General features: G+C 70.3%; 16 protein-coding genes. 9 read left to right on the top strand and 7 right to left on the bottom strand.

The features are described 5' to 3' along the window. Nucleotides 1-30 precede the first annotated feature (30 nt). From ACG00X_RS04215 to ACG00X_RS04200, 4 genes are all read right to left on the bottom strand, one after another. Complete coding sequence (locus ACG00X_RS04215) at nucleotides 31-837, bottom strand: alpha/beta hydrolase (protein WP_394486722.1); 807 nt, start codon at nucleotides 835-837, stop codon at nucleotides 31-33. Nucleotides 838-905: 68 nt separating this feature from the next. Continuing rightward, complete coding sequence (mutS, locus tag ACG00X_RS04210) at nucleotides 906-3,467, bottom strand: DNA mismatch repair protein MutS (RefSeq protein WP_394486720.1); 2,562 nt, start codon at nucleotides 3,465-3,467, stop codon at nucleotides 906-908. Between the two features lie 193 nt (nucleotides 3,468-3,660). Further along, nucleotides 3,661-3,975 carry an energy transducer TonB gene (locus tag ACG00X_RS04205; RefSeq protein ID WP_394486718.1) on the bottom strand — a complete coding sequence of 105 codons (315 nt, stop codon included), beginning with the start codon at nucleotides 3,973-3,975 and terminating at the stop codon, nucleotides 3,661-3,663. Nucleotides 3,976-4,198: 223 nt separating this feature from the next. Further along, on the bottom strand, nucleotides 4,199-5,143 hold the full coding sequence (locus tag ACG00X_RS04200) for an inositol monophosphatase family protein (RefSeq protein WP_394486717.1): 945 nt from the start codon (nucleotides 5,141-5,143) through the stop codon (nucleotides 4,199-4,201). Between the two features lie 109 nt (nucleotides 5,144-5,252). Between ACG00X_RS04200 and ACG00X_RS04195 the strand changes: the two genes are divergently transcribed. The 3 genes from ACG00X_RS04195 to ACG00X_RS04185 all read left to right on the top strand — a co-directional run bounded on the left by ACG00X_RS04195 (nucleotide 5,253) and on the right by ACG00X_RS04185 (nucleotide 10,175). Beyond that, on the top strand, nucleotides 5,253-5,990 hold the full coding sequence (locus ACG00X_RS04195) for an RNA methyltransferase (protein WP_394486716.1): 738 nt from the start codon (nucleotides 5,253-5,255) through the stop codon (nucleotides 5,988-5,990). Between the two features lie 40 nt (nucleotides 5,991-6,030). Then, the gene (cysE, locus tag ACG00X_RS04190; RefSeq protein ID WP_394486714.1) at nucleotides 6,031-6,807 is read left to right on the top strand and encodes a serine O-acetyltransferase; all 777 of its coding nucleotides are present in this window, start codon (nucleotides 6,031-6,033) and stop codon (nucleotides 6,805-6,807) included. A gap of 92 nt (nucleotides 6,808-6,899) precedes the next feature. Then, nucleotides 6,900-10,175: a two-component regulator propeller domain-containing protein gene (locus tag ACG00X_RS04185; RefSeq protein ID WP_394486712.1), complete on the top strand. Its 3,276-nt coding sequence runs from the start codon at nucleotides 6,900-6,902 to the stop codon at nucleotides 10,173-10,175. Nucleotides 10,176-10,187: 12 nt separating this feature from the next. On the opposite strand, the gene mog is transcribed toward ACG00X_RS04185, so the two are convergent. Both mog and yjgA read right to left on the bottom strand, forming a co-directional pair. Beyond that, the gene (mog, locus tag ACG00X_RS04180; RefSeq protein WP_394486711.1) at nucleotides 10,188-10,772 is read right to left on the bottom strand and encodes a molybdopterin adenylyltransferase; all 585 of its coding nucleotides are present in this window, start codon (nucleotides 10,770-10,772) and stop codon (nucleotides 10,188-10,190) included. Then, nucleotides 10,765-11,325, bottom strand: coding sequence for a ribosome biogenesis factor YjgA (yjgA, locus tag ACG00X_RS04175; RefSeq protein WP_394486710.1), 561 nt, complete (start codon nucleotides 11,323-11,325; stop codon nucleotides 10,765-10,767). The genes mog and yjgA overlap by 8 nt, the downstream gene beginning before the upstream one ends. Nucleotides 11,326-11,489: 164 nt before the next feature. Here yjgA and pmbA point away from each other — a divergent pair, with 164 nt between their 5' ends. Next, the gene (pmbA, locus tag ACG00X_RS04170) at nucleotides 11,490-12,857 is read left to right on the top strand and encodes a metalloprotease PmbA (protein WP_394486709.1); all 1,368 of its coding nucleotides are present in this window, start codon (nucleotides 11,490-11,492) and stop codon (nucleotides 12,855-12,857) included. A 166-nt stretch (nucleotides 12,858-13,023) separates the two neighbouring features. Further along, entirely contained in the window at nucleotides 13,024-14,106 is a 1,083-nt protein-coding gene (locus tag ACG00X_RS04165) for a TRAP transporter substrate-binding protein (RefSeq protein ID WP_394486790.1), read from the top strand. Nucleotides 14,107-14,139: 33 nt separating this feature from the next. Here ACG00X_RS04165 and ACG00X_RS04160 read toward each other — a convergent pair whose 3' ends face one another. Beyond that, nucleotides 14,140-15,039 carry a LysR family transcriptional regulator gene (locus ACG00X_RS04160; RefSeq protein ID WP_394486789.1) on the bottom strand — a complete coding sequence of 300 codons (900 nt, stop codon included), beginning with the start codon at nucleotides 15,037-15,039 and terminating at the stop codon, nucleotides 14,140-14,142. A 73-nt stretch (nucleotides 15,040-15,112) separates the two neighbouring features. Here ACG00X_RS04160 and ACG00X_RS04155 point away from each other — a divergent pair, with 73 nt between their 5' ends. From ACG00X_RS04155 to ACG00X_RS04140, 4 genes are all read left to right on the top strand, one after another. After that, on the top strand, nucleotides 15,113-16,501 hold the full coding sequence (locus tag ACG00X_RS04155) for an MFS transporter (RefSeq protein ID WP_394486708.1): 1,389 nt from the start codon (nucleotides 15,113-15,115) through the stop codon (nucleotides 16,499-16,501). Between the two features lie 114 nt (nucleotides 16,502-16,615). Beyond that, entirely contained in the window at nucleotides 16,616-17,974 is a 1,359-nt protein-coding gene (locus tag ACG00X_RS04150; RefSeq protein ID WP_394486707.1) for an efflux transporter outer membrane subunit, read from the top strand. After that, complete coding sequence (locus ACG00X_RS04145) at nucleotides 17,971-19,185, top strand: efflux RND transporter periplasmic adaptor subunit (protein ID WP_394486705.1); 1,215 nt, start codon at nucleotides 17,971-17,973, stop codon at nucleotides 19,183-19,185. The genes ACG00X_RS04150 and ACG00X_RS04145 overlap by 4 nt, the downstream gene beginning before the upstream one ends. Before the next feature lie 46 nt (nucleotides 19,186-19,231). Continuing rightward, a complete protein-coding gene (locus tag ACG00X_RS04140; protein WP_394486704.1) occupies nucleotides 19,232-21,181 on the top strand; it encodes a MacB family efflux pump subunit in 1,950 nt (649 codons plus the stop codon). The last annotated feature ends 12 nt before the right edge of the window (nucleotides 21,182-21,193 follow it).

The following is a 21,193-nucleotide window of genomic DNA, read 5'->3' as shown; positions in this document are numbered from 1 at the left end:
TTGTAAGGGAGGCGCCCACCGGGCCCGGCCTCAGCGGAGCGGATCGTCGAGCAGTGCCAGCACCAGGTCGGCCGTCTCGTCGGGCTTCTCGAAGGGGTAGAGGTGCGAGCCCTCCATCCAGCGCCAGCGCTCGCCGGCGAGCTTCATCGAGGCGGCCGCGCCGGCCTGGCGCAGCTCGACGGACTGCGTGCCGCCTACAAAGGCGACCGGGCATTGCGGCGGCCGCAGGCGCAGCAGCCGCGGCAGGTGATGCGGCAGCGTGCGGTAGATCGCCGACTCCACGTCGCGCTGAAAGCGCAGCCGCGTCTGGCCGTCCTCCGTGGGCTCGAAGCCGGCCTGCACGTAGTCGGCCAGCACGCGGGCATCCCAGCGCGCGAACAGCGGCTTGGCGGCGAAGTGGGCGTGGACGGCCGCGCGGTCGGGCCAGCGGTGGCGGCGGTCGCGCGCGACGCGCGAGGCTGGAAAGCGGGTCATCAACCCGGTCGTCTTGGCCACCGCGATCGCTGCGGCCTTGACGCCGGCGATGACGGGTGAGTCGAGCATGACGACGCCGCGAGCTAGGTCCGGCCGGCGGCAGGCGGCCATCAGGCTCAACACGCCGCCGAGCGAATGGCCCACGAGGGCGACGGGTGCCTCGGGCCTGACCTCATGCTCGATGAAATGCAGCAATTGGTTGCGCAGTTGGCGCCAGTCGGCCGTGACCGGGAAGCGCGGGTCGTGGCCGAAACGGTCCAGCGCCTCCACGCGCCAGCCCGCGGCGCGCCAGCGCTCGAACAGCACGCGGTAGCAGCCGGCGGGGAAGCTGTTGGCGTGGGCGAAGACGAGGGTCTTGTTCACCGGGCACCCTTCGGGCTGCGCGTTCCCGCCAGAGGGGACCGGAGCGCCTTCGGGCGGCCGGGCAGCGCTCATGCCTTGGCGATCCTCTTGAGCTTGTAGAGCGCTTCCAGCGCCTCGCGCGGCGACAGCGCATCGGGGTCGATGCCGTCCAGCGCCGCCACCAGCGCGCTGGGTTCCGGCAATGGCGGTGGCGCGGGGGGCGCGGCGAAGAGGTCGAACTGATCGTCCTCGGCGTTGGAGCGTGCCTCCAGCGCTTCCAGCGTCGCCCGCGCCTGGCGCACGAGGCTGGCGGGCATGCCGGCCAGCTTGGCGACCTGCACGCCGTAGCTGCGGCTGGCGGGGCCCGCCTGCAGCTCGTGCAGGAACACGATGTCCTCGCCGCTCTCGACGGCCGAGACGTGCCAGTTCTGCGCCAGCGGGTGCTTGGCGGGGAATTCGGTCAGCTCGAAATAGTGCGTCGCGAACAGCGTGAAGGCGCGCGTCTTGTCATGCAGGTGCGTGGCGATGGCCGAGGCCAGCGCCAGGCCGTCGAAGGTCGATGTGCCTCGGCCGATCTCGTCCATCAGCACCAGCGACTGGTCGGTGGCCGAGTGCAGGATGGCCGCGCCCTCGGTCATCTCCAGCATGAAGGTGGACTGCGCATTGGCGAGGTCGTCGGCCGCGCCGATGCGGGTGTGGATGGCGTCCATGGGCCCCAGCCGGCAGCTGGTGGCCGGCACGTAGGAGCCGATGGCAGCGAGCAGCGCGATCAGCGCAACCTGGCGCATGAAGGTGCTCTTGCCGCCCATGTTGGGGCCGGTGATGACGAGCAGCCGGGTGCGCGCATCCAGCCGGCAGTCGTTGGGCATGAACTCCGCGCCGCCGGTTTCCGCCAGACGCGCCTGCACGACCGGGTGCCTGCCGGCTTCGATGTCCAGGCAGGGCTGCGGGACGAACTCCGGCCGGCACCAGTTCAGCGTGGCGGCGCGCTCGGCCAATGCGGCCAGTGCGTCCAGCCCGGCCAGCGTGCGGCCCAGCGCGGTCAGCGGCTCCAGCCGGCTGATGAGCGCGTCGACGATCTGCTCGTACAGCAGCTTCTCCCGGGTCAGCGCACGTTCGTTGGCGGACAGCGCCTTGTCCTCGAAGGCCTTCAGCTCGGGCGTGATGTAGCGCTCGGCGTTCTTCAGCGTCTGGCGGCGCTGGTAGTCCATCGGCACCTTGTCGATCTGGCCTTGCGTGACCTCGATGTAGAAGCCGTGCACGCGGTTGAACTGCACGCGCAGGTTGGCAATGCCCGTGCGCGCACGCTCGCGCGTCTCCAGGTCCAGCAGGAAGCCGTCGCAGTTCTGCTGGATGCCGCGCAGCTCATCCAGGTCGGCATCGAAGCCATCGGCGATGACGCCGCCGTCGCGCGGCAGCAGCGCCGGCTCGGCGGCGATGGCGCGCTCCAGCAGATCCAGGATGTCGTCCGGCGGAGTCATGGCCTCGCTGCGCAGGCCCGGCGGCGTCGCGGCGCGCAGCGCCGGCAAGGCCTGCAGCGTCGCCCGCAGGCCGGTCAGCTCGCGCGGCCGCACCTGGCGCAGCGCGATGCGCGCGGCGATGCGCTCCACGTCGCTGACCGACTTCAGCGCGTCACGCAGCGGCTCGAAGCCGGCGGCCTGCAGCGCCGCAATGGCGTCGTGGCGCGCGATGGCCTCGCTGCGGTCGCGTTTGGGGTGCAGCAGCCACTGGCGCAGCATGCGGCTGCCCATGCCGCTCTTGCAGGTGTCCAGCAGCGAGAAGAGGGTGGGGCTGGATTCGCCGCGCAGCGTCTGCACGAGTTCCAGATTGCGCTGCGTGGCCGGCGGCAGGTCCAGCAAGTCGCTGGCACGCTGCACGCGCAAGCTGCGCACATGGGCGAGGGCCCGGCCCTGCGTGTGCTCGGCAAACGCCAGCAGCGCACTGCCGGCGGCGTGGGCCAGCGTCAGCTCGTGGGCATTGAAACCCTGCAGGTTGGCCACGCCCAGCTGCTCGCAGAGCTTGCGCTGGCCCAGGGCGCCGTCGAACTGCCAGCTGGGCCGGTTCGTGACCGGGAAGCGCGCGCGCATGACGCCGGCGGGCTGCTGCTCGCGGTTCACGAGGATTTCGGCGGGCATCAGCCGTGCCAGCCAGGCCGGCAGCTCGGTGTCGCTGCATTCGGCCAGGCCAATCTCGCCTTGCGTCAACGACAGCCAGGCCAGCCCGTGGCGGCGGCCCTGGCCGCTGACGCTGAGCAGCACGGCGTCCTGCTTGTCGGCCAGCAGTTCGGTGTCGGTGATGGTGCCCGGCGTGACGACGCGCACCACCTTGCGCTCCACCGGTCCCTTGCCCGCGCCGACCTCGCCCACCTGCTCGGCGATGGCCACCGCCTCGCCCAGCTTGATGAGCTTGGCGAGGTAACTCTCCAGTGCATGCACGGGCACGCCGGCCATGACCACCGGCTGCCCGGCGCTCTGGCCGCGGGTCGTGATGGTGATGTCCAGCAGTGCGTGGCACTTGCGCGCGTCATCGAAGAAGACTTCGTAGAAGTCCCCCATCCGGTACAGCAGCAGCGTGTCCGGGAAGTCGGCTTTCAGCCCGAGATACTGCTGCATCATGGGCGTGTGGGCGCTGAAGTCAGCGGGCTGGGTCATCGGCGTCGTTCGGGAATGGAAAAGCCCTCGGTGGAGGTCTTCAGAAAGCGCGGCAGTTTAAGCGGCGAGGTTCGTGCTTCAGAGATTGGCCGCCGGTGCGGCGGCTGCGGATGTTCCGGCCCGTAAAACGCGAAAGGCCCGCTTGCGCGGGCCTTCGGTGCTTGTGCTGGCGTCAGGAACGCGCGGCGTGATCTCAGTCCTCCGACTTGAACACCAGCTTGACTTCGTGCGTCTGCGCGGCGCCCGTGCCTTCGAACTTCCATTGGCTCAGCGCTTCGATGGCGGCGCGGTCGAAGATGCGCTTGGGTTCGGCTTCCACCACTTCCACGCCCGAGACCTTGCCGTCGCCGGCGATGGCGATCTTGGCGCGCACGCTGCCGGCGCTGATGTTCTTCTTGATGGCCTCGCCAGGGTACTCGGGGGCCACCTTCTTCAGGACCTTGGCATCGGCGTGAGCCAGCGAAGCCGCAGCGACGAGGGTGAGGGCGAGGACGGAGCGAGCGAGCATCGAGAGCTTTCGAAGAGTTGATGAGTGACGGTGCGGCGTCGTGCTTGGCCGCGCTGGCGCGCATTCTGGCGAGGCGCTTCCCCACGGGTAAGGGGGAGAGGTGTGCACAAGTCACGCTTGGCTCTTCGGGTTAGTGCTTACGTGCTTTCCTTGCCAACTTCGTCACGCCCGAAAACAGCGAAGCCCTCGCTGGGAGGGCTTCGTGCATGGCGATAGTCTGGGCTCAGACCGGGCTGTCGTCGCTGCGGTCTTCCTTCTTCAGTCGCACGGGGCCGCGCTTCTTGGCCACTGGTGCAGCGGCCGGGGCAGCGGGTGCCGAGGCCGGGGCGGTGGCCGGCGCCGCCAGGTCTTCTTCCTTGATGACGCGTGTGTAGGGGGCCAGTGTCTGCACGAGCGGGGCGTAGATGCGCGGCGTGCCGGCGATGACTTCGCGCTGGTGCAGGAAGTCGGCTTCGCCGGTGAAGTTGCCGACCAGGCCGCCCGCCTCGGTCACGATCAGCGAGCCGGCCGCCACGTCCCAGGGCTGCAGGCCGGTCTCGAAGAAGGCGTCGTAGTAGCCGGCCGCGACGTAGCAGAGGTCCAGCGCGGCCGCGCCCGGGCGGCGCAGGCCGGCGCACTGCTGCATGACTTCCTCGAACATCTTCACGTAGCGCTTGAAGTTGTCGCCACGGCGGAACGGGAAGCCCGTGCCGATCAGCGCGTCGCTCATGCGGGTGCGCTTGGACACGCGCAGGCGCTTGTCGTTCAGGAAGGCGCCGCGGCCCTTGGTGGCGTAGAACAGGTCGTTGCGGGTGGGGTCGTAGACGACGGCCTGCTCGACCTTGCCGCGGAACGTCAGCGCGATGGACGTGCAGTAGACGGGGAAGCCGTGGATGAAGTTGGTGGTGCCGTCCAGCGGATCGATGATCCAGACGTACTCGGAATGCTTGGCGCCGTGCGTGCGGCCGGACTCTTCGGCGAGGATGCCGTGGTCGGGGTAGGCGCCCAGCAGCGTCTCGATGATCACCCCTTCGCAGGCATGGTCGACCTCGGTGACGAAGTCGTTCGGGCTCTTGGTGTTGATGCGCAAGGCCTCGAGATCCAGCGACGCGCGATTCATGATGGCGCCGGCTGCACGTGCGGCCTTGATGGCCACGTTGAGCATGGGATGAAGAGACGTTTGCTGCATGCGTGCACTCGCTGGGAAGAAGGGGCTGGCGGGGAGGAAAGAGCGGTGGGCGGCCTGGGCCGGCCCGGATAATCGCGCGATTCTAGCCGCTGACCTCCGTACAAACCCCGTGGAATCCGCACGTTTCATCCTCATCCACACCAGCCATGCGGGCAATGTCGGGGCCACGGCCCGGGCCATGAAGGTGATGGGTTTCGGCGACCTGGTGCTGGTGGCGCCGCGCTTTGCCGACGTGCTGTGCCACGAAGAGGCCGTCGCCATGGCCAGTGGCGCCGCCGACATCCTGGCGCGGGCGCGCGTGGTGCCCACGTTGGCCGACGCGCTGGACGGCGTGGATTTCGCCTGTGCCACGGCCATGACGCCGCGCGACTTCGGGCCGCCGACGCACGAGCCGCGCTCGCTGTTCGCGGAGCTCGCCGCGCGCGAGTCGCCGCCGCGGCTGGGCCTGGTGTTCGGTTCGGAGCGCTACGGCATGAGCAACGAGGATGTCTACCGCTGCCATGCGGTGCTGAGCATTCCCACGCACCCGGACTACGGCTCGCTGAACCTGGCGCAGGCCGTGCAACTGCTGGCCTACGACCTGCGCCAGGCGCTGGGCGGCTTCACGGTCTCGGCGCGAACGCCCGACCCTGCGCTCGCCGACGCCCGTGCCGTGCAGGGGCTGCTGGACCACCTGCAGACGGCGCTCGTCGACATCGGCTATCTGGACCCGGCGGCGCCGCGCAAGTTGATGCCGCGCTTGAATCAGCTCTTCAACCGGGCCGCGCTGACCGAGGAGGAGGTTCACATCCTGCGCGGCATCGCGCGCCAGATGTCCAAGACCTCAGCCGCCGCGGGCCCAAAGTAGCGCTCCTACACTGGCGCGCCAACCGCTTCCTGGCCGCATCATGTTCCAGCGCCTTCGCGAAGACATCGCCCTCGTCCTGCAACGCGACCCGGCCGCCCGGTCCACCTGGGAGGTGTTCACCTGCTATCCGGGGTTGCATGCGCTGTGGATGCACCGGCGCGCGCACTGGCTGTGGACACGCGGTTTCAAGTGGCTGGCGCGCTGGGTGTCGCACTGGGGGCGGTTCCTGACGGGCATCGAGATCCATCCCGGCGCGAAGATCGGCCGCAAGGTCTTCATCGACCACGGCATGGGCATCGTCATCGGCGAGATGGCCGAGATCGGCGAGGGCTGCACCATCTATCAAGGCGTCACACTGGGCGGCACGTCGCTCGTGAAGGGGGCCAAGCGCCACCCGACGCTGGGCCCCGGCGTCATCGTCGGCGCCAACGCCTGCGTGCTGGGCGGCTTCACCGTGGGTGCCGGGGCGCGCATCGGCTCGGGCGCGGTCGTCACCAAACCGGTGCCGGCCGGGGCGACGGCGGTGGGCAACCCGGCCCGCATCATCGAGGCTGCCAGCGACCAGGCCCGGGAGGAGGCTGCCGCGCGCATGGGCTTCTCGGCCTATGGCGTGGCCCAGGGGGACGACCCGCTGGCGCTGGCCATGCGCGGGCTGATCGACAGCGCTTCGGGCCACGAGCACCAGATCGCCCTGCTTTGGGAGGCTGTCTGCAAGCTGTCGACGCAGCTGGGCAAGCCAGTTAGCGACTGCGTGCCCTGCGACGCCCAGCGCGACGAGGCCTTCGACGCGGCGGGCATGAACCGGCTTGTGAAGTAACGCTACCGTAACGCGGGTTTCTGGGGGAAAACGTCATCAGTGTCGATGAGAATCGGCCATTCCGGGCCGCTGCCCGCCTCTGACGGCACTTCTTGTCCTCACGCATTTTCGGACTGCAGTTCTTCTCCTTACGGCTGGTGCTGATCGGCCTTCTGCTGACCGCATGGCGGGCCGACGCGGCACCGGCCGCTCGCGAACCGGTGCATGACGGCCTGGCCGATGTCACGTTCCAGCACGTGAACCAGGACCAGGGCCTGCCGAATGCCATCACGACGACGCTGGCCGAAGACGGCCAGGGCTTTCTCTGGATCGGCAGTCCGGGCGGGCTGGCGCGCTGGGACGGCTATCGCTTTCGCGTCTACCAGGCCGACCCGCAGCGTGAGGGCGCGCTGCCCGACAACTACGTGCAGGCGCTGCACGGCGATGTGCGCGGGTGGCTGTGGGTGGGCACCACGTCCGCCGGGTTGTTGCGGCACGATCCGGCAACGGATCGGTTCGTGCGCTACCCGATCGGCGGCGAGAACGGCGTCAGCCACGTCAGCGTGCGCCAGGTGCTGGACGACGGCACGGGCGGGATCTGGATCGTCACGGAAGGCGGCCTGGACTGGCTGGACCCGGCCACCGGGCGGGTTGAGCACGCCAGCCGGGGCTGGGCAGCAGCCGCCGGCGCGCGGACGCGTGTGTTGATGCGCGACAGCGCCGGCGTGCTGTGGCTGGGTAGCGCGGCGGGCCTGTTCCGACGCGAGGTCGGCGGGGAGTTGCAGGCCGTGCCCTTGCGGGCGGGCACGGTCGTGCAGCCCGAGGCGCTGGCGCAGGACAGCAAAGGGCGCATCTGGGTCGGCAGCCGCCGGCATGGTGTCTTCGTGTTGCCGGCGGACGCACGCGCCCCGGCGCAGCAGGTGCATGAGCGTGGGGCCCGCGATGGGCAGGATGTGCTGCAGGACCGGCAGATCACCGACCTGCTCGAAGTCCAGCCTGGCGAGATGTGGGTGGCGACGCAAAGCCAGGGCCTGGTGGCCGTGGCGCTGGACGCCGGTCGCACCCGGCGACTGCGGCACGTGCCCGCCTGGCCCATGAGCCTGGCGGACAACGTGCTGCGCGCGCTTTATCGCGATCGCGCGGGGCTGGTCTGGGTGGCGACCGACCGTGGGCTCAGCCGGTATGACCCGCGCCAGAGCGGCGTGCGCACGCGCTTTGGCGCGACACCGGATGGCGGCGATGCACTCGATGCGCGCTTCGTCAGCACCGAGATCAGTTGGATTCAACCTCGGCCGGGCGGGCAGGTGTGGCTGGGCACGCACAAGAACGGCGTCGACATCCTCGACGCCGGTGGCGCCCGCATCGGCGCGCTGCGGCCCGATGCGGCGCGGCCGCAGACGGCATTGCCGGACGACATCGTGCTGGCGATGGCGCCGTCGCCGGACGGCGGTGTCTTTGTCGGCACCAAGCGCGGGCTCTACCTCGCCGACGCCGCGGGCCGGCGCGTCAGCCGTGTCGCGTTCGCAGGGCGTGACCCTAGCGCGTCCGTGTGGGCGCTGCTGGCCGATGGCGACACGCTGTGGATCGGCGGGCAGAACGACGGCTTGTGGCAGCTGGACCTGCGCACCGGCGGAGGCGCCGCCGTGACGCTGGCCGCGCCGGGGCTCAGCGATCAGCGTGTCACGGTCCTGGCTCGGGCTCCCGCGGCGGAGGGCGTGCTGTGGGTCGGCACGCGCAACGGGCTCAATCAGGTCCGCCTGGACACCCGGGCCGTGCGGCAATGGCTGCCCGGCCCGTTGGCGGGCGACCATCTGGCGGCGGGCTTCATCACCGCCTTGCACACCGACGAAGGCGGCCGGCTGTGGGTGGGCAGCTATGGGGGTGGCATCGACCTGCTGCCCGCCTCGCTGCAGGGCACGCCGCAGCGCATCGGCCTGGCGCAGGGGCTGCCGGACAGCACGGTCAATGCACTGCTGCCAGACCATCAAGGCCGCATGTGGGCCAGCACGGACAACGGCCTGGCGCGCATCGACGGCCGCACGCTGGCGGTGCGGGCGCTGCGGCGCGCGGAGGGTGTCGTGTTTCCGATCTACTGGACCGGCTCGGCCGCCCGCACGGCCGGCGGCGAGCTGCTGTTCGGCGGCGCTGGCGGCATGACCGCCGTGCTGCCGGAGAAGTTGCAGGTCTGGGACTATCGACCGCAAGTACTCGTGACCGGTGTGACGCTGGGCGGTCAGCCCCTGCCTCTGAACCCGGCCGGCGCCTCGCTGACGGTGCAGCCGTCTGCCAACAGCCTGGCGGTCGAGTTCGCGTCCACCGACTTCTCGGCGCCGGAGCGCAACCGCTACGCCTTCAAGCTCGAGGGCTTCGACGCCGACTGGGTGGACAGCGACGCGTCGCGCCGGCTGGCGGCCTACACCAACCTGCCGCCCGGCGACTACGGGCTGCGCCTGCGTGCCTCCAACCGCGATGGCCAGTGGGGCGAGCAGGAGCTGACGTTGCCGGTGCGCGTGCTGCCGGCCTGGCACCAGACCTGGTGGTTCCGTGGGTTGCTGGTCATCGGCGCCTTGCTGCTGATGCTGAGCGTGGTGTGGATGCGTACGCAGCTGCTGCAGCGTCGCCAGCGCGAGCTGGAGCTCAAGGTGAAGCAGCGCACGGCGGAGCTTGAATGCCTGCATCGCTCGCTGCAGGAGAAGACCGCACTGCTTCAGCGCAGCAGCGTCACCGACCCGCTCACTGGCCTGCACAACCGGCGTTTCCTGACCGATCACATCGAGCAGGACCTCGCCGCCAGCCTGCGCCGCGCCCAGGAAACGCTGGCCGCCGGCGGGCAGCCGCTGGACACGGACAGCGTCTTCCTGCTGCTGGACATCGACGCGTTCAAGCGCATCAACGACCGCCACGGCCATGCGGCGGGCGATGCGGTGCTGGTGCAGTTCGGCGCGCGGCTGCGGTCGGTGTTGCGGGAGTCTGACTACCTGGTGCGCTGGGGCGGCGAGGAGTTTCTGGCCGTGGCGCGCGACACCGACCGCGTGCGCGCCGAGGAGCTGGCTGAGCGCATGAGGGTCATCATTGCCAGCACGCCGTTTGAGCTGGCGGACCGGGCGCAGCTGGATGTGAGCTGCTCGATCGGCTTCGCCTGCGTGCCCTTCGAGCCGGAGCGGCCGCTCGCGCGCAGCTGGCAAGAGGTCGTCAACCTGGCAGACCTGGCGCTGTACGCGGCCAAGCGCTCGGGCCGCAACGCGTGGGTGGGCGTGCACACGGCCTGCGGCCGGGGCGCCATCGGCGCGCGCGACATCGGCGGGTTCGGCCTCAGCAGCAATCGGTCGCTGGACGAGGTGGAGGCGGCGCTGGCGACACAGGCCGAACCCGGCGCGATGATCGGCTGAGCCGGCAGCGGCTCAGGCCCGCGCGGGCCGCTGGGCGCTCTTGGGCCGGAAGGCCTTGCAGACCTCGTCGCGCGTTTCCAGATAGGGGCCGCCGATGAGGTCGATGCAGTAGGGCACGGCCGCGAAAATGCCGCTGGCCTGGGCATGGCCGGCCAGCGTCTCGGCAATCGCCTTGGGCTGGCCCGGCAGGTTGATGATCAACGCCTTCCCGCGGATGACAGCCACCTGGCGCGACAGGATGGCCGTCGGCACGAAGTGCAGCGAGATCTGCCGCATCTGCTCGCCGAAGCCGGGCATCTCGCGGTCGGCGACGGCCAGCGTGGCCTCCGGCGTCACGTCACGCGGCGCGGGGCCGGTGCCGCCGGTGGTCAGCACGAGGTCGCAGTGCGCGGTGTCGACGAGGTCGATGAGCGCTGCCGAGATGCCGGCCTGCTCGTCGGGGATCAGGCGCGGCACGAACTCGATCGCGTTGAGCAGCGCGCTGCTCAACCAGTCCTTCAACGCGGGCAGGCCCTTGTCCTCGTAGACGCCGCTGGACGCGCGGTCGCTGATCGAGACGATGCCGATCCTGACCAGCTCGGGCGCGGCGTCAGTCATCGGTGTCGTCGTCGTCGGCAGGCTCCGGCGCCGCGGGCGCTTCGGAGGCCTTGATGAACTGGAACAGCTCGCGGAAGGCGCGGCCGCTGCGCTTCTCGGGTGCGTTGGCTGCGTCCTTGCGCGCGGCGCGCACGAGGTTGCGCAGCTGCTGGATGTCGACGTCGACATGGGCGTTGAGGAATTCCTGCAGCGCGTCGTCGCTGGCCAGCAGGCGGTCGCGCCAGCGCTCGGACTGGTGCAGCCGCAGGCTGTCCTGCGCGTGGCCCAGCTTGAACGCGGCCACGGCCTCGCGCACGGGCTCGGCGTCGATCTTGCGCATCAGCTTGCCGATGTACTGCATCTGGCGGCGGCGGCCTTCGAAGTTGGTGATCTTCTTGCAGGCCTTCAGCGCGTCGTACAGGATTTCCGGCAGCGCCAGCGGCTCCCAGCGGCTTTCGGGCAGGGCCAGCAGGTCTTCGCCCAGCTTCTGCAGCGCGGTCATGTCGCGCTTCATCTGGGACTTGCTGGGACGATCGAAGTCGTCGTCGTCGAATTCAGGGGTGTGTTCTTGCATCTTGTGTCCCGAGGCCGATCCAAAGTGGTCAGCCCTGTCGAGCGGCGGCCGGAGATCCGGCGTCGCCGGTCCGCTGGCGGCGCCGCTTGAGGGGGCCAGCGAAGCCGGTACGGGGTGGTCCATGTTCTCTATGATTGTCGCCCACCCGAATTCAGTGTTCTCCGATGTCTCAAGCCCAAGACGGTTTTGCCTACAGCCCCGAGCAGTTCCAGCAGTGGATCGACGATGCGCTCACCGAGGCGAAGAAGCTGGGCGCGACCGACGCCGGCGCCGAGGTGTCGGAGGGCTGTGGCCTGTCGGTGTCGGTGCGGCTGGGCCAGCTGGAGAACGTCGAGCGCAACCGTGACAAGTCGCTGGGCATCTCGGTCTACCTGGGCCAGCGGCGCGGCAACGCCAGCACGTCCGACTTCTCCCCGCAAGCCATCCGCGACACCGCGCGGGCGGCCTACGACATCGCCCGCTTCACGGCCGAGGATGAATTCGCGGGCCTGGCCGACGAGGCCGACCTGTCGCTGGACGCGTCGCAGCGGCCCGAGCTGGACCTGTTCCACCCCTGGGCCATCGACGCGGCCCAGGCCGCCGACATCGCGCTGCGCTGCGAGGCCGCGGCGCTGGGCGTGGACAAGCGCATCACGAACAGCGAAGGCGCGGCCGTCTCGGCGCAGCAGTCGCATTTCTGGATGGGCAACACGCGCGGCTTCCAGGGCGGCTATGCGAGTTCGCGTCATTCGTTGTCCGTCGCGCCCATCGCCGGCCGTGGCGCCGGCATGCAGCGTGACGCCTGGTACAGCTCCATGCGTGACGCGGCCGATCTCGCGTCGGCCGAGGCCGTGGGGCGCTATGCCGCCGAGCGCGCGCTGTCGCGCCTGAAGGCGCGCAAGGTGGCCACGGCCGAGGTGCCGGTGCTGTTCGAGAGCACGATGGCCATCGGCTTGCTCGGCGCGCTGGTGCAGGCCACCAGCGGCGGCGCGCTCTACCGCCGCACGACCTTCCTGCTCGACAGCCTGGGCCAGCCGGTCATGGCGCCGCACATCGACATCGCCGAAGACCCGCACGTGAAGAAGGGCAAGGGCAGCTCGCCGTTTGACGACGAAGGCGTCGTCACGCGGGCGCGCTCCGTCGTGCAGGGCGGCGTGCTGCAGGGCTATTTCCTGTCCAGCTATTCGGCACGCAAGCTGGGCCTGCGCACGACCGGCCATGCCGGCGGCTCGCACAACCTGCGCATGACCAGCCGAGCCACGGCGCCGGGCGACGATCTCGCGACGATGGTGCGCCGGCTCGGCCGCGGGCTGCTCGTCACCGAGCTGATGGGGCAGGGCGTGAACTACGTGACGGGTGATTACTCGCGCGGCGCCAGCGGCTACTGGGTCGAGAACGGCGAGATCGCCTATCCGGTGCACGAGGTCACCATCGCCGGCAACCTGAAGGACATGCTGAAGAACATCGTCGGCATCGGCGCCGACGAATACACGATGGGCACGAAGACGGTCGGCTCGGTGCTGGTCACCGGCATGAAACTCGCCGGCAATTGAGCGTGGGCGATCGGGCCCGTGCCGCGGAAGGCGGCCGGGGCCGGTCAGGCTCCTGATCTTGAGGGGGCGGCCGCCGGGTAAATCCGGGCCGCAGGGTGGCGGGCGACGTTCCAGAATCTCCCGTCATTTCTGACTGAAGACCCCATAACAGGAGACACCCATGCCCATGGAACGCCGTTCCTTCGTTCGCCACGCCGGGCTGGCCGGCGTGCTGGCGGCAGGCGCCGCCCCGGCCGTCGTGCAGGCCCAAGCCCAGTTGCGCTGGCGGCTCGCGTCGAGCTTCCCGAAGTCGCTGGACACCATCTTCGGCGCGGCCGAGGTGTTCGCGAAGAAGGTGTCGGACATGACCGGCGGCAAGTTCCAGATCTCGGTGCACGCGGGCGGCGAAATCCTGCCGGCGCTGCAGGTGGTGGACGCCGTGCAGGCCGGCACGGTGGAAATCGCGCACACGGCGCCGTACTACTTCTTCGGCAAGGACGAGACCTTCGCGCTGGGCTGCACCATCCCCTTCGGCCTGAACAGCCGCCAGATGACGGCCTGGATGGTCGAGGGCAACGGCCTGAAGCTGATGCGCGACTTCTACCGCGGCTACAACATCATCAATCTGCCCGGCGGCAACACCGGGGCGCAGATGGGTGGCTGGTACCGCAAGGAGATCAAGAGCATCGCCGACATGAAGGGCCTGAAGATGCGCATCGGCGGCTTCGCCGGCCGCGTCATGGAGCGCCTGGGCGCGGTGCCGCAGCAGATCGCCGGTGGCGAGATCTATTCGGCGCTCGAGAAGGGCACCATCGACGCGGCGGAATGGGTGGGGCCTTACGACGACCAGAAGCTCGGCTTCAACAAGGTCGCGCCCAACTACTACTACCCCGGCTGGTGGGAGGGTGGCCCGGAGCTGGACTTCTTCATCAACACCAAGGCCTACGACGCGCTGCCCGCCGAGTACAAGGCCATCGTCGAGGCGGCGGCGGCGCTGGCCCACATCGACATGCAGGCGAAGTACGACGTCAAGAACCCGGTGGCGCTCAAGCAGCTGGTGGGCTCGGGCACCAAGCTGTTCCGGTTCCCGCGTGACGTCATGGAGGCGGCGTTCAAGGAGTCGCAGGCCATCTACGCCGAGCTGTCGACCAAGAACCCCAACTGGAAGAAGGTCTACGAGGACTACGCCAGCTTCCGGCGCGACCAGAGCCTGTGGTTCCGCTTCGCCGAAGCCGGCTTCGACGACTTCATGCAGGCGCAAAAGCTGTAGCCGCAGCATCGATCGAGCGGCCGGGGCGCGCGGTCAGGTGGCGCACGCGTCGCGCACGCAGGCGCGCAGCCAGCGGTGCGCCGCGTCTGCCTCCATGCGCGGATGCCAGAGCATGGACACCGTGAATGCGTCCAGGGCCAGTGGCAGCGCGAAGCTGTGCAGGCCGTTCCGCAGGTGGCCGGTGTGCCGCTCCGGGACCGTGGCGATCAGGTCGGTGTCGCGGGCGAGCGCGAGCGCCTGGGTGAACCCCGTCACGGTCACGGCGACGCTGCGCTGCAGGCCGGCGGCGCCGAGTGCCTGGTCCAATGGCCCGGCTCGCCCGGCTTGCCCGGCCCGCCGCTCGACCGCCACATGTCGTCCATCGGCATAGCGTTCGGGCGTGAGCGGGCCCAGGCTGAGCGGGTGCCCCTGGCGAACGACACCCACCAGCCGATCACGGAACAGGGCCTGGGTGCGCAGCTCCGGGCCGCTGGTCTCGCTGACGACCCCGGTTTCCAGATCCACGCTGCCGTCGCGCAGCGGGGCGCTGTCCTTGTCGGGCTTGGCAACGAAGCGCAGCCGGACCCGTGGCGCCTCCGCCGTGACCCGCGACAGCAGTGCCGCACCGAAATTCTCGACAAACCCTTCGCGCGTGCGCAGCACGAATTCGCGCGCCAACCGGTCGAGCTGCACCGGGGCGGCGGGTTGCAGGGCCGCCCGCGCGTCCTGCATCAGCGGCCCGATCCGTTCCCTTAGCGCCAGGGCTCGCGGCGATGGCACCAGGCCCCGCCCTGCGCGGACCAGCAACGGGTCTCCCGTGGCGGCCCGCAGCCGGGCGAGCGAGCGGCTCATGGCCGAGGGGCTCAACCGGAGCCGGCGTGCGGCACCGGCGACGCTGCCCTCCGCCAGCAAGGCCTCGAGGGTGAGCAGCAGGTTGAGATCGGGCTCTGACATGGCGTTGTATGCAGCAATGGAGTGCAGATGATGCGGCTTCCGCCACGGCCGGAGGCTCTCTATGGTCGTGGCCATGACTTCTTTCGTTCGACTCCCCTCGATGGTGCGGCCAGGTGCCGACGGCCTCGCCGGCCTGGCCTTGTGTTCGCTGCTGCCCGCGTTGGCCGTGAGCAGCGCCAATGTGGCGTTGCCGCGCCTGGGCGACGCCCTCGATGCCCGCTTCGCCACCTTGCAATGGATCGTGCTGGCCTATCTGCTGGCGACGACGGCGCTCGTCGTCGGCGCGGGGCGCCTGGGCGATCTGCTCGGCCGGCGGCGCGTGCTGCTGGGCGGGGTGGCGGTTTTCTGCGCCGCCTCGGGCCTGTGTGCGCTGGCACCCGGCGCGGGCTGGCTGATCGCGGCGCGCGCCGCCCAGGGGGCGGGCGCGGCGGTCATGATGGCGCTTCCCATGGCCCTGGTCGGCGACGTCGTGCCCAAGGCGCGCACCGGAGCGGCGCTGGGGCTGCTGGGGACGATGTCCGCCGTGGGCACGGCGCTTGGCCCGTCGCTCGGCGGGCTGTTGCTGGCGGCATGGGGGTGGCGCGCGCTGTTCGCTGTCAACCTGCCGCTGGGGCTGGCGGCGCTGGCCTTGCTGTGGCGCCGGCTGCCGCCGGATCAACCGTCAGATCAACTGTCAGATCAGTCGAGCACTCGGCCGGTCGGCCTGGACCTGCCCGGCATCGCGGCCCTGGCGCTGGCACTGGCCGCTTATGCGCTGGCGATGACGTTCAGTATCTGGCTGCTGGTGGGCGCCGCCGTGGCCGCCTGGGTCTTCGTGCGCGTCGAGGCCCAGGCCGTGTCGCCGCTGCTGCCTTTGGCGAGCTTGCGTGATCCGGTGCTGGCGGCGCGGCTGGCGGCCCATGCGCTGGTGTCGGCGGTCATGATGGCGACGCTGGTCGTCGGCCCGTTCCACCTGACCTGGGCGCTGGGGCTGGCACCGGCCAGCGTGGGGCTGCTGATGTCGGTGGCGCCGCTGATCGCGGCCTTCAGCGGTGTGCCGGCCGGCCGCCTGGTCGACCGCATCGGCGTGCAGGCCGCCGCTGGCTGGGGGCTGTGTCTGATGCTGCCCGGCTGTGCGCTGCTGAGCCTGCTGCCTGCGGCGCTGGGGCCGGCGGCCTATGTGGGGCCGCTGCTCCTCATCGCGCCGGGGTATGCACTGTTCCAGGCGGCCAACAACACGGCCGTCATGGCCGGCGCCGCCTCGGCGGGCCGTGGCTTGGCCGCCGCGCTGATCAGCCTTGCCCGCAATCTCGGCCTGATGACCGGCGCCTCGCTGATGGCGGGCCTGTTTGCAGCCGCTGCCGCTGCGGGCGGCCCGGCGGCAGCCGCCCGGGGCACACGCTGGAGCTTTGCCGCGGCAACGGGGCTGGTGGTGCTGGCCTGGCTGCTGGTGGCCGGCATTCGGCGGCGCCGGCTGCCGTAGCGCCATCCATACCTATCTTTGCTTTCGACCGGGCCGGGCGGGTCGTCGGCGCCCGTAAAGTGAATCCCGTCGTCAATCCTCGCCCAGGGCGCCGTGCCCGACCTCAATGCCTTGTTGATCCGCCCCCAACTCCTGTCACTGGCCGCCTTGCTGCTGTCCGGCTGCGTGAACCTCGCGCCCGAGTACCGACAGCCCGCAGCCGCCATTCCGGCGGATGGCGCGGCGGCCGTGCCGGCGCCGGACCCGTCCCAGGTCGGCCGCAGCGAGTTCTTCGTCGACGCGCGGCTGCGCCGCACCGTCGAGCTGGCGCTGGCCAACAACCGCGACCTGCGGGTGTCGACGCTCAACGTGCAGCGGGCGCGCGCGCAGTACCGCATCCAGGACGCGGCACGGCTGCCCGGCGTCGATGCGTCGGTGGGTGCGAGCCGCTCCAACAACGGCACGTCGCTGTCCGCCGGGCTGGCGTTGTCGGCCTTCGAGCTGGACTTGTTCGGCCGCGTGCGCACCCTCAGCGAGGCGGCGCTGCAAAGCTATTTCGCCACCGAGGAGGGGCGCCGCAGCGCCGAGATCAGCCTCGTGGCCGAGGTGGCGAATGCCTGGCTGACGCTGGCGGCCGACCTGGAGCGGCAACGCCTGGCCGGGCAGACACAGGAGACCCGCCGCGCCAGCCTGGCGCTGGACGAGCGCCGCCATGCGCTGGGCGCGATCACCGGGCTGGCGCTGGCGCAATCGCAGTCGCTGGTCGATTCATCGCGGCTGGACGTCGCGCGATATGCGGCGCAGGTCGAGCAGGACCGCCATGCGCTGGAGTTGCTGCTGGGCGCGGCCTTGCCGGCCGACCTGGCCCCCGCCAGCGAGCAGAACCTCGCCGACGCCAGCCGCCTGGTGGAGCTGCCGGCAGGCGTGCCGGCCGAGCTGCTGCAGCGCCGGCCCGACGTGCTGCAGGCCGAGCACCAGTTGCGTGGCAGCGTCGTGCAGATCGGCGTGGCGCGTGCGGCCTTCTTCCCCCGCATCAGCCTGACCGCTTCGGCGGGCACGGCCAGCAGCGAGCTGTCGGGCCTGTTCAAGTCGGGCAGTGGCAGCTGGAGCTTCGGCCCGTCGTTGAGCCTGCCGATCTTCGACGGCGGCGCCAATGCGGCCGCGCTGGAGAGCGCCCGGCTCGATCGTGACATCGCCGTCGCGCAATACGACAAGGCCGTGCAGACGGCATTCCGCGAAGTGGCCGACGCACTCAGCGTGCGCGCCAGCCTCGCGGAGCGCCTCGCCGCGCAGCAGGCGCTGGTGGCCAATGCCGAGCGGCAGCTGAGCCTGGCCCAGGCCCTGCACCGTGCCGGCAGCACCGGCATGCTGGAGGTGCTGGACGCGCAGCGCTCGCTGTACGCGGCTCAGCAGTCGCTGATCGACCTGCGCCTGACCGAACAGAGCAACCGGCTGGACCTCTACAAGGTGCTGGGCGGGGGCTGGAAAACATGAAGAACGACGTGATGAAGAAATGGCTCAGACCCGGGCGCCTGACGGCCCTGGCGCTCGTGTTGCTCGTGGCGGGCTACACCGTCAAGCGCGCGTTGACCCCGCCGCCACCGCCGGCCGTAGCGACCGCGCCGGTCACCGTGGCGGACATCGAAGACAGCGTGCTGGCCACCGGCACCATCGGTGCCTTCAAGCAGGTCAGCGTCGGCGCCCAGGTGACCGGCGAGGTGAAGAAGCTGCATGTGGCGCTGGGCGACTCGGTGAAGCAGGGGCAGCTGATCGCCGAGATCGACGCGCTGACGCAGACCAACAACCTGCGCAACAGCGAGGCTGCGCTGCAGAGCGCACAGGCGCTGCTCAAGGCCAAGCAGGCGGCGCTCAAGCAGGCCGAGCTGGCGGCCGCGCGGCTGCGTGAGCTGGTGGCGGTGGATGCCGGGGCGCGCGCCGACCTGGAGGCCGCCGAGGCCACGCTGACGACCAGCCGGGCCGACATCGCCGCGCAGGAGGCGCAGATCGTGCAGGCCCAGATGGCGGCCGACACGGCCAAGGTCAACCTCGGCTACACGCGCGTCGCCGCGCCGATGGATGGCGTCGTCGTTGCCATCGTCACCGAGCAGGGCCAGACCGTGAATGCCAACCAGTCCGCCCCCACCATCATCAAGCTCGCCAAGCTGGACGTGATGACGGTCAAGGCGCAGATCTCCGAGGCCGACGTGCCGCGCGTGAAGCCCGGCATGCCCGTCTACTTCAACCTGCTGGGCGAGCCGGACAAGCGCTACGACGTGAAGCTGCGCGCGGTCGAGCCCGGGCCGACGACGATCGCGACCGACAGCACGACGACGACCAGCAGCGCCACCAGCACCGCCAGCGCCATCTACTACAACGGCATCTTCGACGTGCCCAACCCCGACAACAAGCTGCGCATCAACATGACCGCGCAGGCCAGCATCGTGCTGGCGCGTGTCGAGAAGGCGCTGACGATGCCCAGCGCGGCGCTCGGGCAAAAGCAGGGCGCCGATGGCTACCGCGTGCGCGTCATGGAGGCCGGCGGCCACATCGCCGACCGCGTCGTGCGCATCGGCCTGAACAACCGGGTGCGCGCGCAGGTGCTGGAAGGCCTGAAGGCCGGCGAGCAGGTCGTGACCAGCGAGGCGGCCCCCGCCGGTGCCGCCGGCAACAACAACCAGCGCCGCGGCGGCCCGCCGCCGTTCTGAGCATGACGAGTCCTTCCTTTCTTCAGGCCGGGCGAGGGGCTGGCTGATGGCGTTGCTGGAGCTGCGCGGCGTCGTCCGCGAATTCCCTGCCGGCGAGGGCACCGTCGCTGTGCTTCGCGACGTGAACCTGGACATCGAGGCCGGCGAGATGGTTGCCATCATGGGGCCGTCGGGTTCGGGCAAGTCCACGCTGATGAACATCCTCGGCTGCCTGGATCGCCCGTCACGTGGCAGTTATGCCGTCGCCGGCCAGCAGACCGGCGCCATGGAGCCCGACGCGCTGGCGCGCTTGCGGCGCGAGCACTTCGGCTTCATCTTCCAGCGCTATCAGCTGCTGGGCGACCTGAATGCGCTGGGCAACGTCGAGATCCCGGCCGTGTATGCCGGTGCGGCGGGCGATGCGCGCCAAGCGCGTGCCCGCGTGCTGCTGGAGCGGCTGGGCCTGGGCGAACGGCTGAACCACCGCCCGGGCCAGCTGTCGGGCGGTCAGCAGCAGCGGGTGTCGATCGCGCGGGCGCTGATGAACGGTGGCGACGTCATCCTCGCCGACGAACCCACCGGTGCGCTCGACCAGGCCAGCGGCCGCGAGGTCATGCGCATCCTGGCGGAGCTGCATGACGACGGCCACACGGTCATCCTCGTGACCCACGACGCGCAGGTCGCGGCACATGCGCAGCGGGTCATCGAAATCAGCGATGGCGTCATCGTGGCCGACCGTCGCCAGCCCGACGCCGCCCCGCGGCCGCGCCGCGAGCGCACACCGCCCGCGCGCAGCGGCAGCGCCCTCGGCGCGCTGGCGGGCCGGCTCGCCGAGGCCACCCGCATGGCCTGGCGTGCCATGGTGGGCCACCGGCTGCGCACGCTGCTGACGATGCTGGGCATCATCATCGGCATCGCGTCGGTGGTGTCGGTCGTCGCGCTGGGCGAGGGCTCGCGCCAGCGCATCCTGGCCGACATCAGCTCCATGGGCACCAACACCATCAACGTCATGCCCGGCACGGGCTTTGGCGACCGGCGCGCCGCCGCCGTGCGCACGCTGCGCGCGGGCGACGCCGATGCGCTGGCACAGCTGGACTATGTCGACAGCGTCACGCCCACGGTCAGCGTCAGCGCCGGCCTGCGCTACCGCAACGTCGATGTGTCGGCCAGCGTCAGCGGCGTGGGCGAGCAGTTCTTCCGCGTGCGTGGCTACACGTTTGCCAGCGGCCAGGGCTTTGACACCGAGGCCGTGCGCCAGCGCGCGCAGGAAGCCGTCATCGACGACAACGCGCGCAAGACGCTGTTCCCCAACGGCGAGAACGCGCTGGGCGAGGTCATCCTGCTGGGTTCGCTGCCGGTGCGCATCGTCGGCGTCACCGCCAAGAAGAGCAGCGCCTTCGGCAACGACGATGCGATCAACGTCTGGATGCCCTACACGACGGCCATGAACCGCGTGAACGGGCAGGACTATCTGCAAAGCGTCACCGTGCGTGTCAGCGACCGCGTGGCCAGCAGCATCGCGGAGCAGGGCGTCAAGCAGCTGCTGACGCAGCGGCACGGCAAGGAAGACTTCTTCCTGATGAACACCGACAGCATCCGCCAGACGGTGGAGCAGACCACCGCGACGATCACGCTGTTGATCTCGTCCATCGCGCTGATCTCGCTGCTGGTGGGCGGCATCGGCGTCATGAACATCATGCTGGTGTCGGTCACCGAGCGCACCGGCGAGATCGGCGTGCGCATGGCCGTTGGCGCGCGGCAGAGCGACATCCTGCGGCAGTTCCTCGTTGAGGCCGTGCTGGTGTGCGTCATCGGCGGCGCCATCGGCGTGGGCCTGGCCGTCGGCGGCGCGCTGCTGTTCAACCAGGTGGCCGGCGACAAGTTCCAGATGAGCATCTCGATGCTCGCGGTGGCGGGCGCCTTCGGCGTGTCGACGCTGATCGGCGTGGCGTTCGGTTTCCTGCCGGCCAGGAGCGCCGCCAAGCTCAATCCGGTCGAGGCGCTGGCGCGGCTGTGAGCGGCGCGCCGC

This window comes from Pelomonas nitida, assembly GCF_043555975.1.
Classification (GTDB): domain Bacteria; phylum Pseudomonadota; class Gammaproteobacteria; order Burkholderiales; family Burkholderiaceae_C; genus Pelomonas; species Pelomonas nitida.
Note: the sequence above shows the minus strand (reverse complement) of the source record. Positions and strands in the feature narration are given on the sequence as shown.

Coding starts and splice junctions, on each gene's coding strand:
- ACG00X_RS04200 (WP_394486717.1), bottom strand. CDS start 5,143: ATGCAGCAAACGTCTCTTCATCCCATGCTCAACGTGGCCATCAAGGCC.
- cysE (WP_394486714.1), top strand. CDS start 6,031: ATGTTCCAGCGCCTTCGCGAAGACATCGCCCTCGTCCTGCAACGCGAC.
- ACG00X_RS04155 (WP_394486708.1), top strand. CDS start 15,113: ATGACTTCTTTCGTTCGACTCCCCTCGATGGTGCGGCCAGGTGCCGAC.
- ACG00X_RS04140 (WP_394486704.1), top strand. CDS start 19,232: ATGGCGTTGCTGGAGCTGCGCGGCGTCGTCCGCGAATTCCCTGCCGGC.
- yjgA (WP_394486710.1), bottom strand. CDS start 11,325: ATGCAAGAACACACCCCTGAATTCGACGACGACGACTTCGATCGTCCC.
- ACG00X_RS04165 (WP_394486790.1), top strand. CDS start 13,024: ATGGAACGCCGTTCCTTCGTTCGCCACGCCGGGCTGGCCGGCGTGCTG.
- mog (WP_394486711.1), bottom strand. CDS start 10,772: ATGACTGACGCCGCGCCCGAGCTGGTCAGGATCGGCATCGTCTCGATC.
- ACG00X_RS04160 (WP_394486789.1), bottom strand. CDS start 15,039: ATGTCAGAGCCCGATCTCAACCTGCTGCTCACCCTCGAGGCCTTGCTG.
- pmbA (WP_394486709.1), top strand. CDS start 11,490: ATGTCTCAAGCCCAAGACGGTTTTGCCTACAGCCCCGAGCAGTTCCAG.
- ACG00X_RS04205 (WP_394486718.1), bottom strand. CDS start 3,975: ATGCTCGCTCGCTCCGTCCTCGCCCTCACCCTCGTCGCTGCGGCTTCG.
- mutS (WP_394486720.1), bottom strand. CDS start 3,467: ATGACCCAGCCCGCTGACTTCAGCGCCCACACGCCCATGATGCAGCAG.
- ACG00X_RS04145 (WP_394486705.1), top strand. CDS start 17,971: ATGAAGAACGACGTGATGAAGAAATGGCTCAGACCCGGGCGCCTGACG.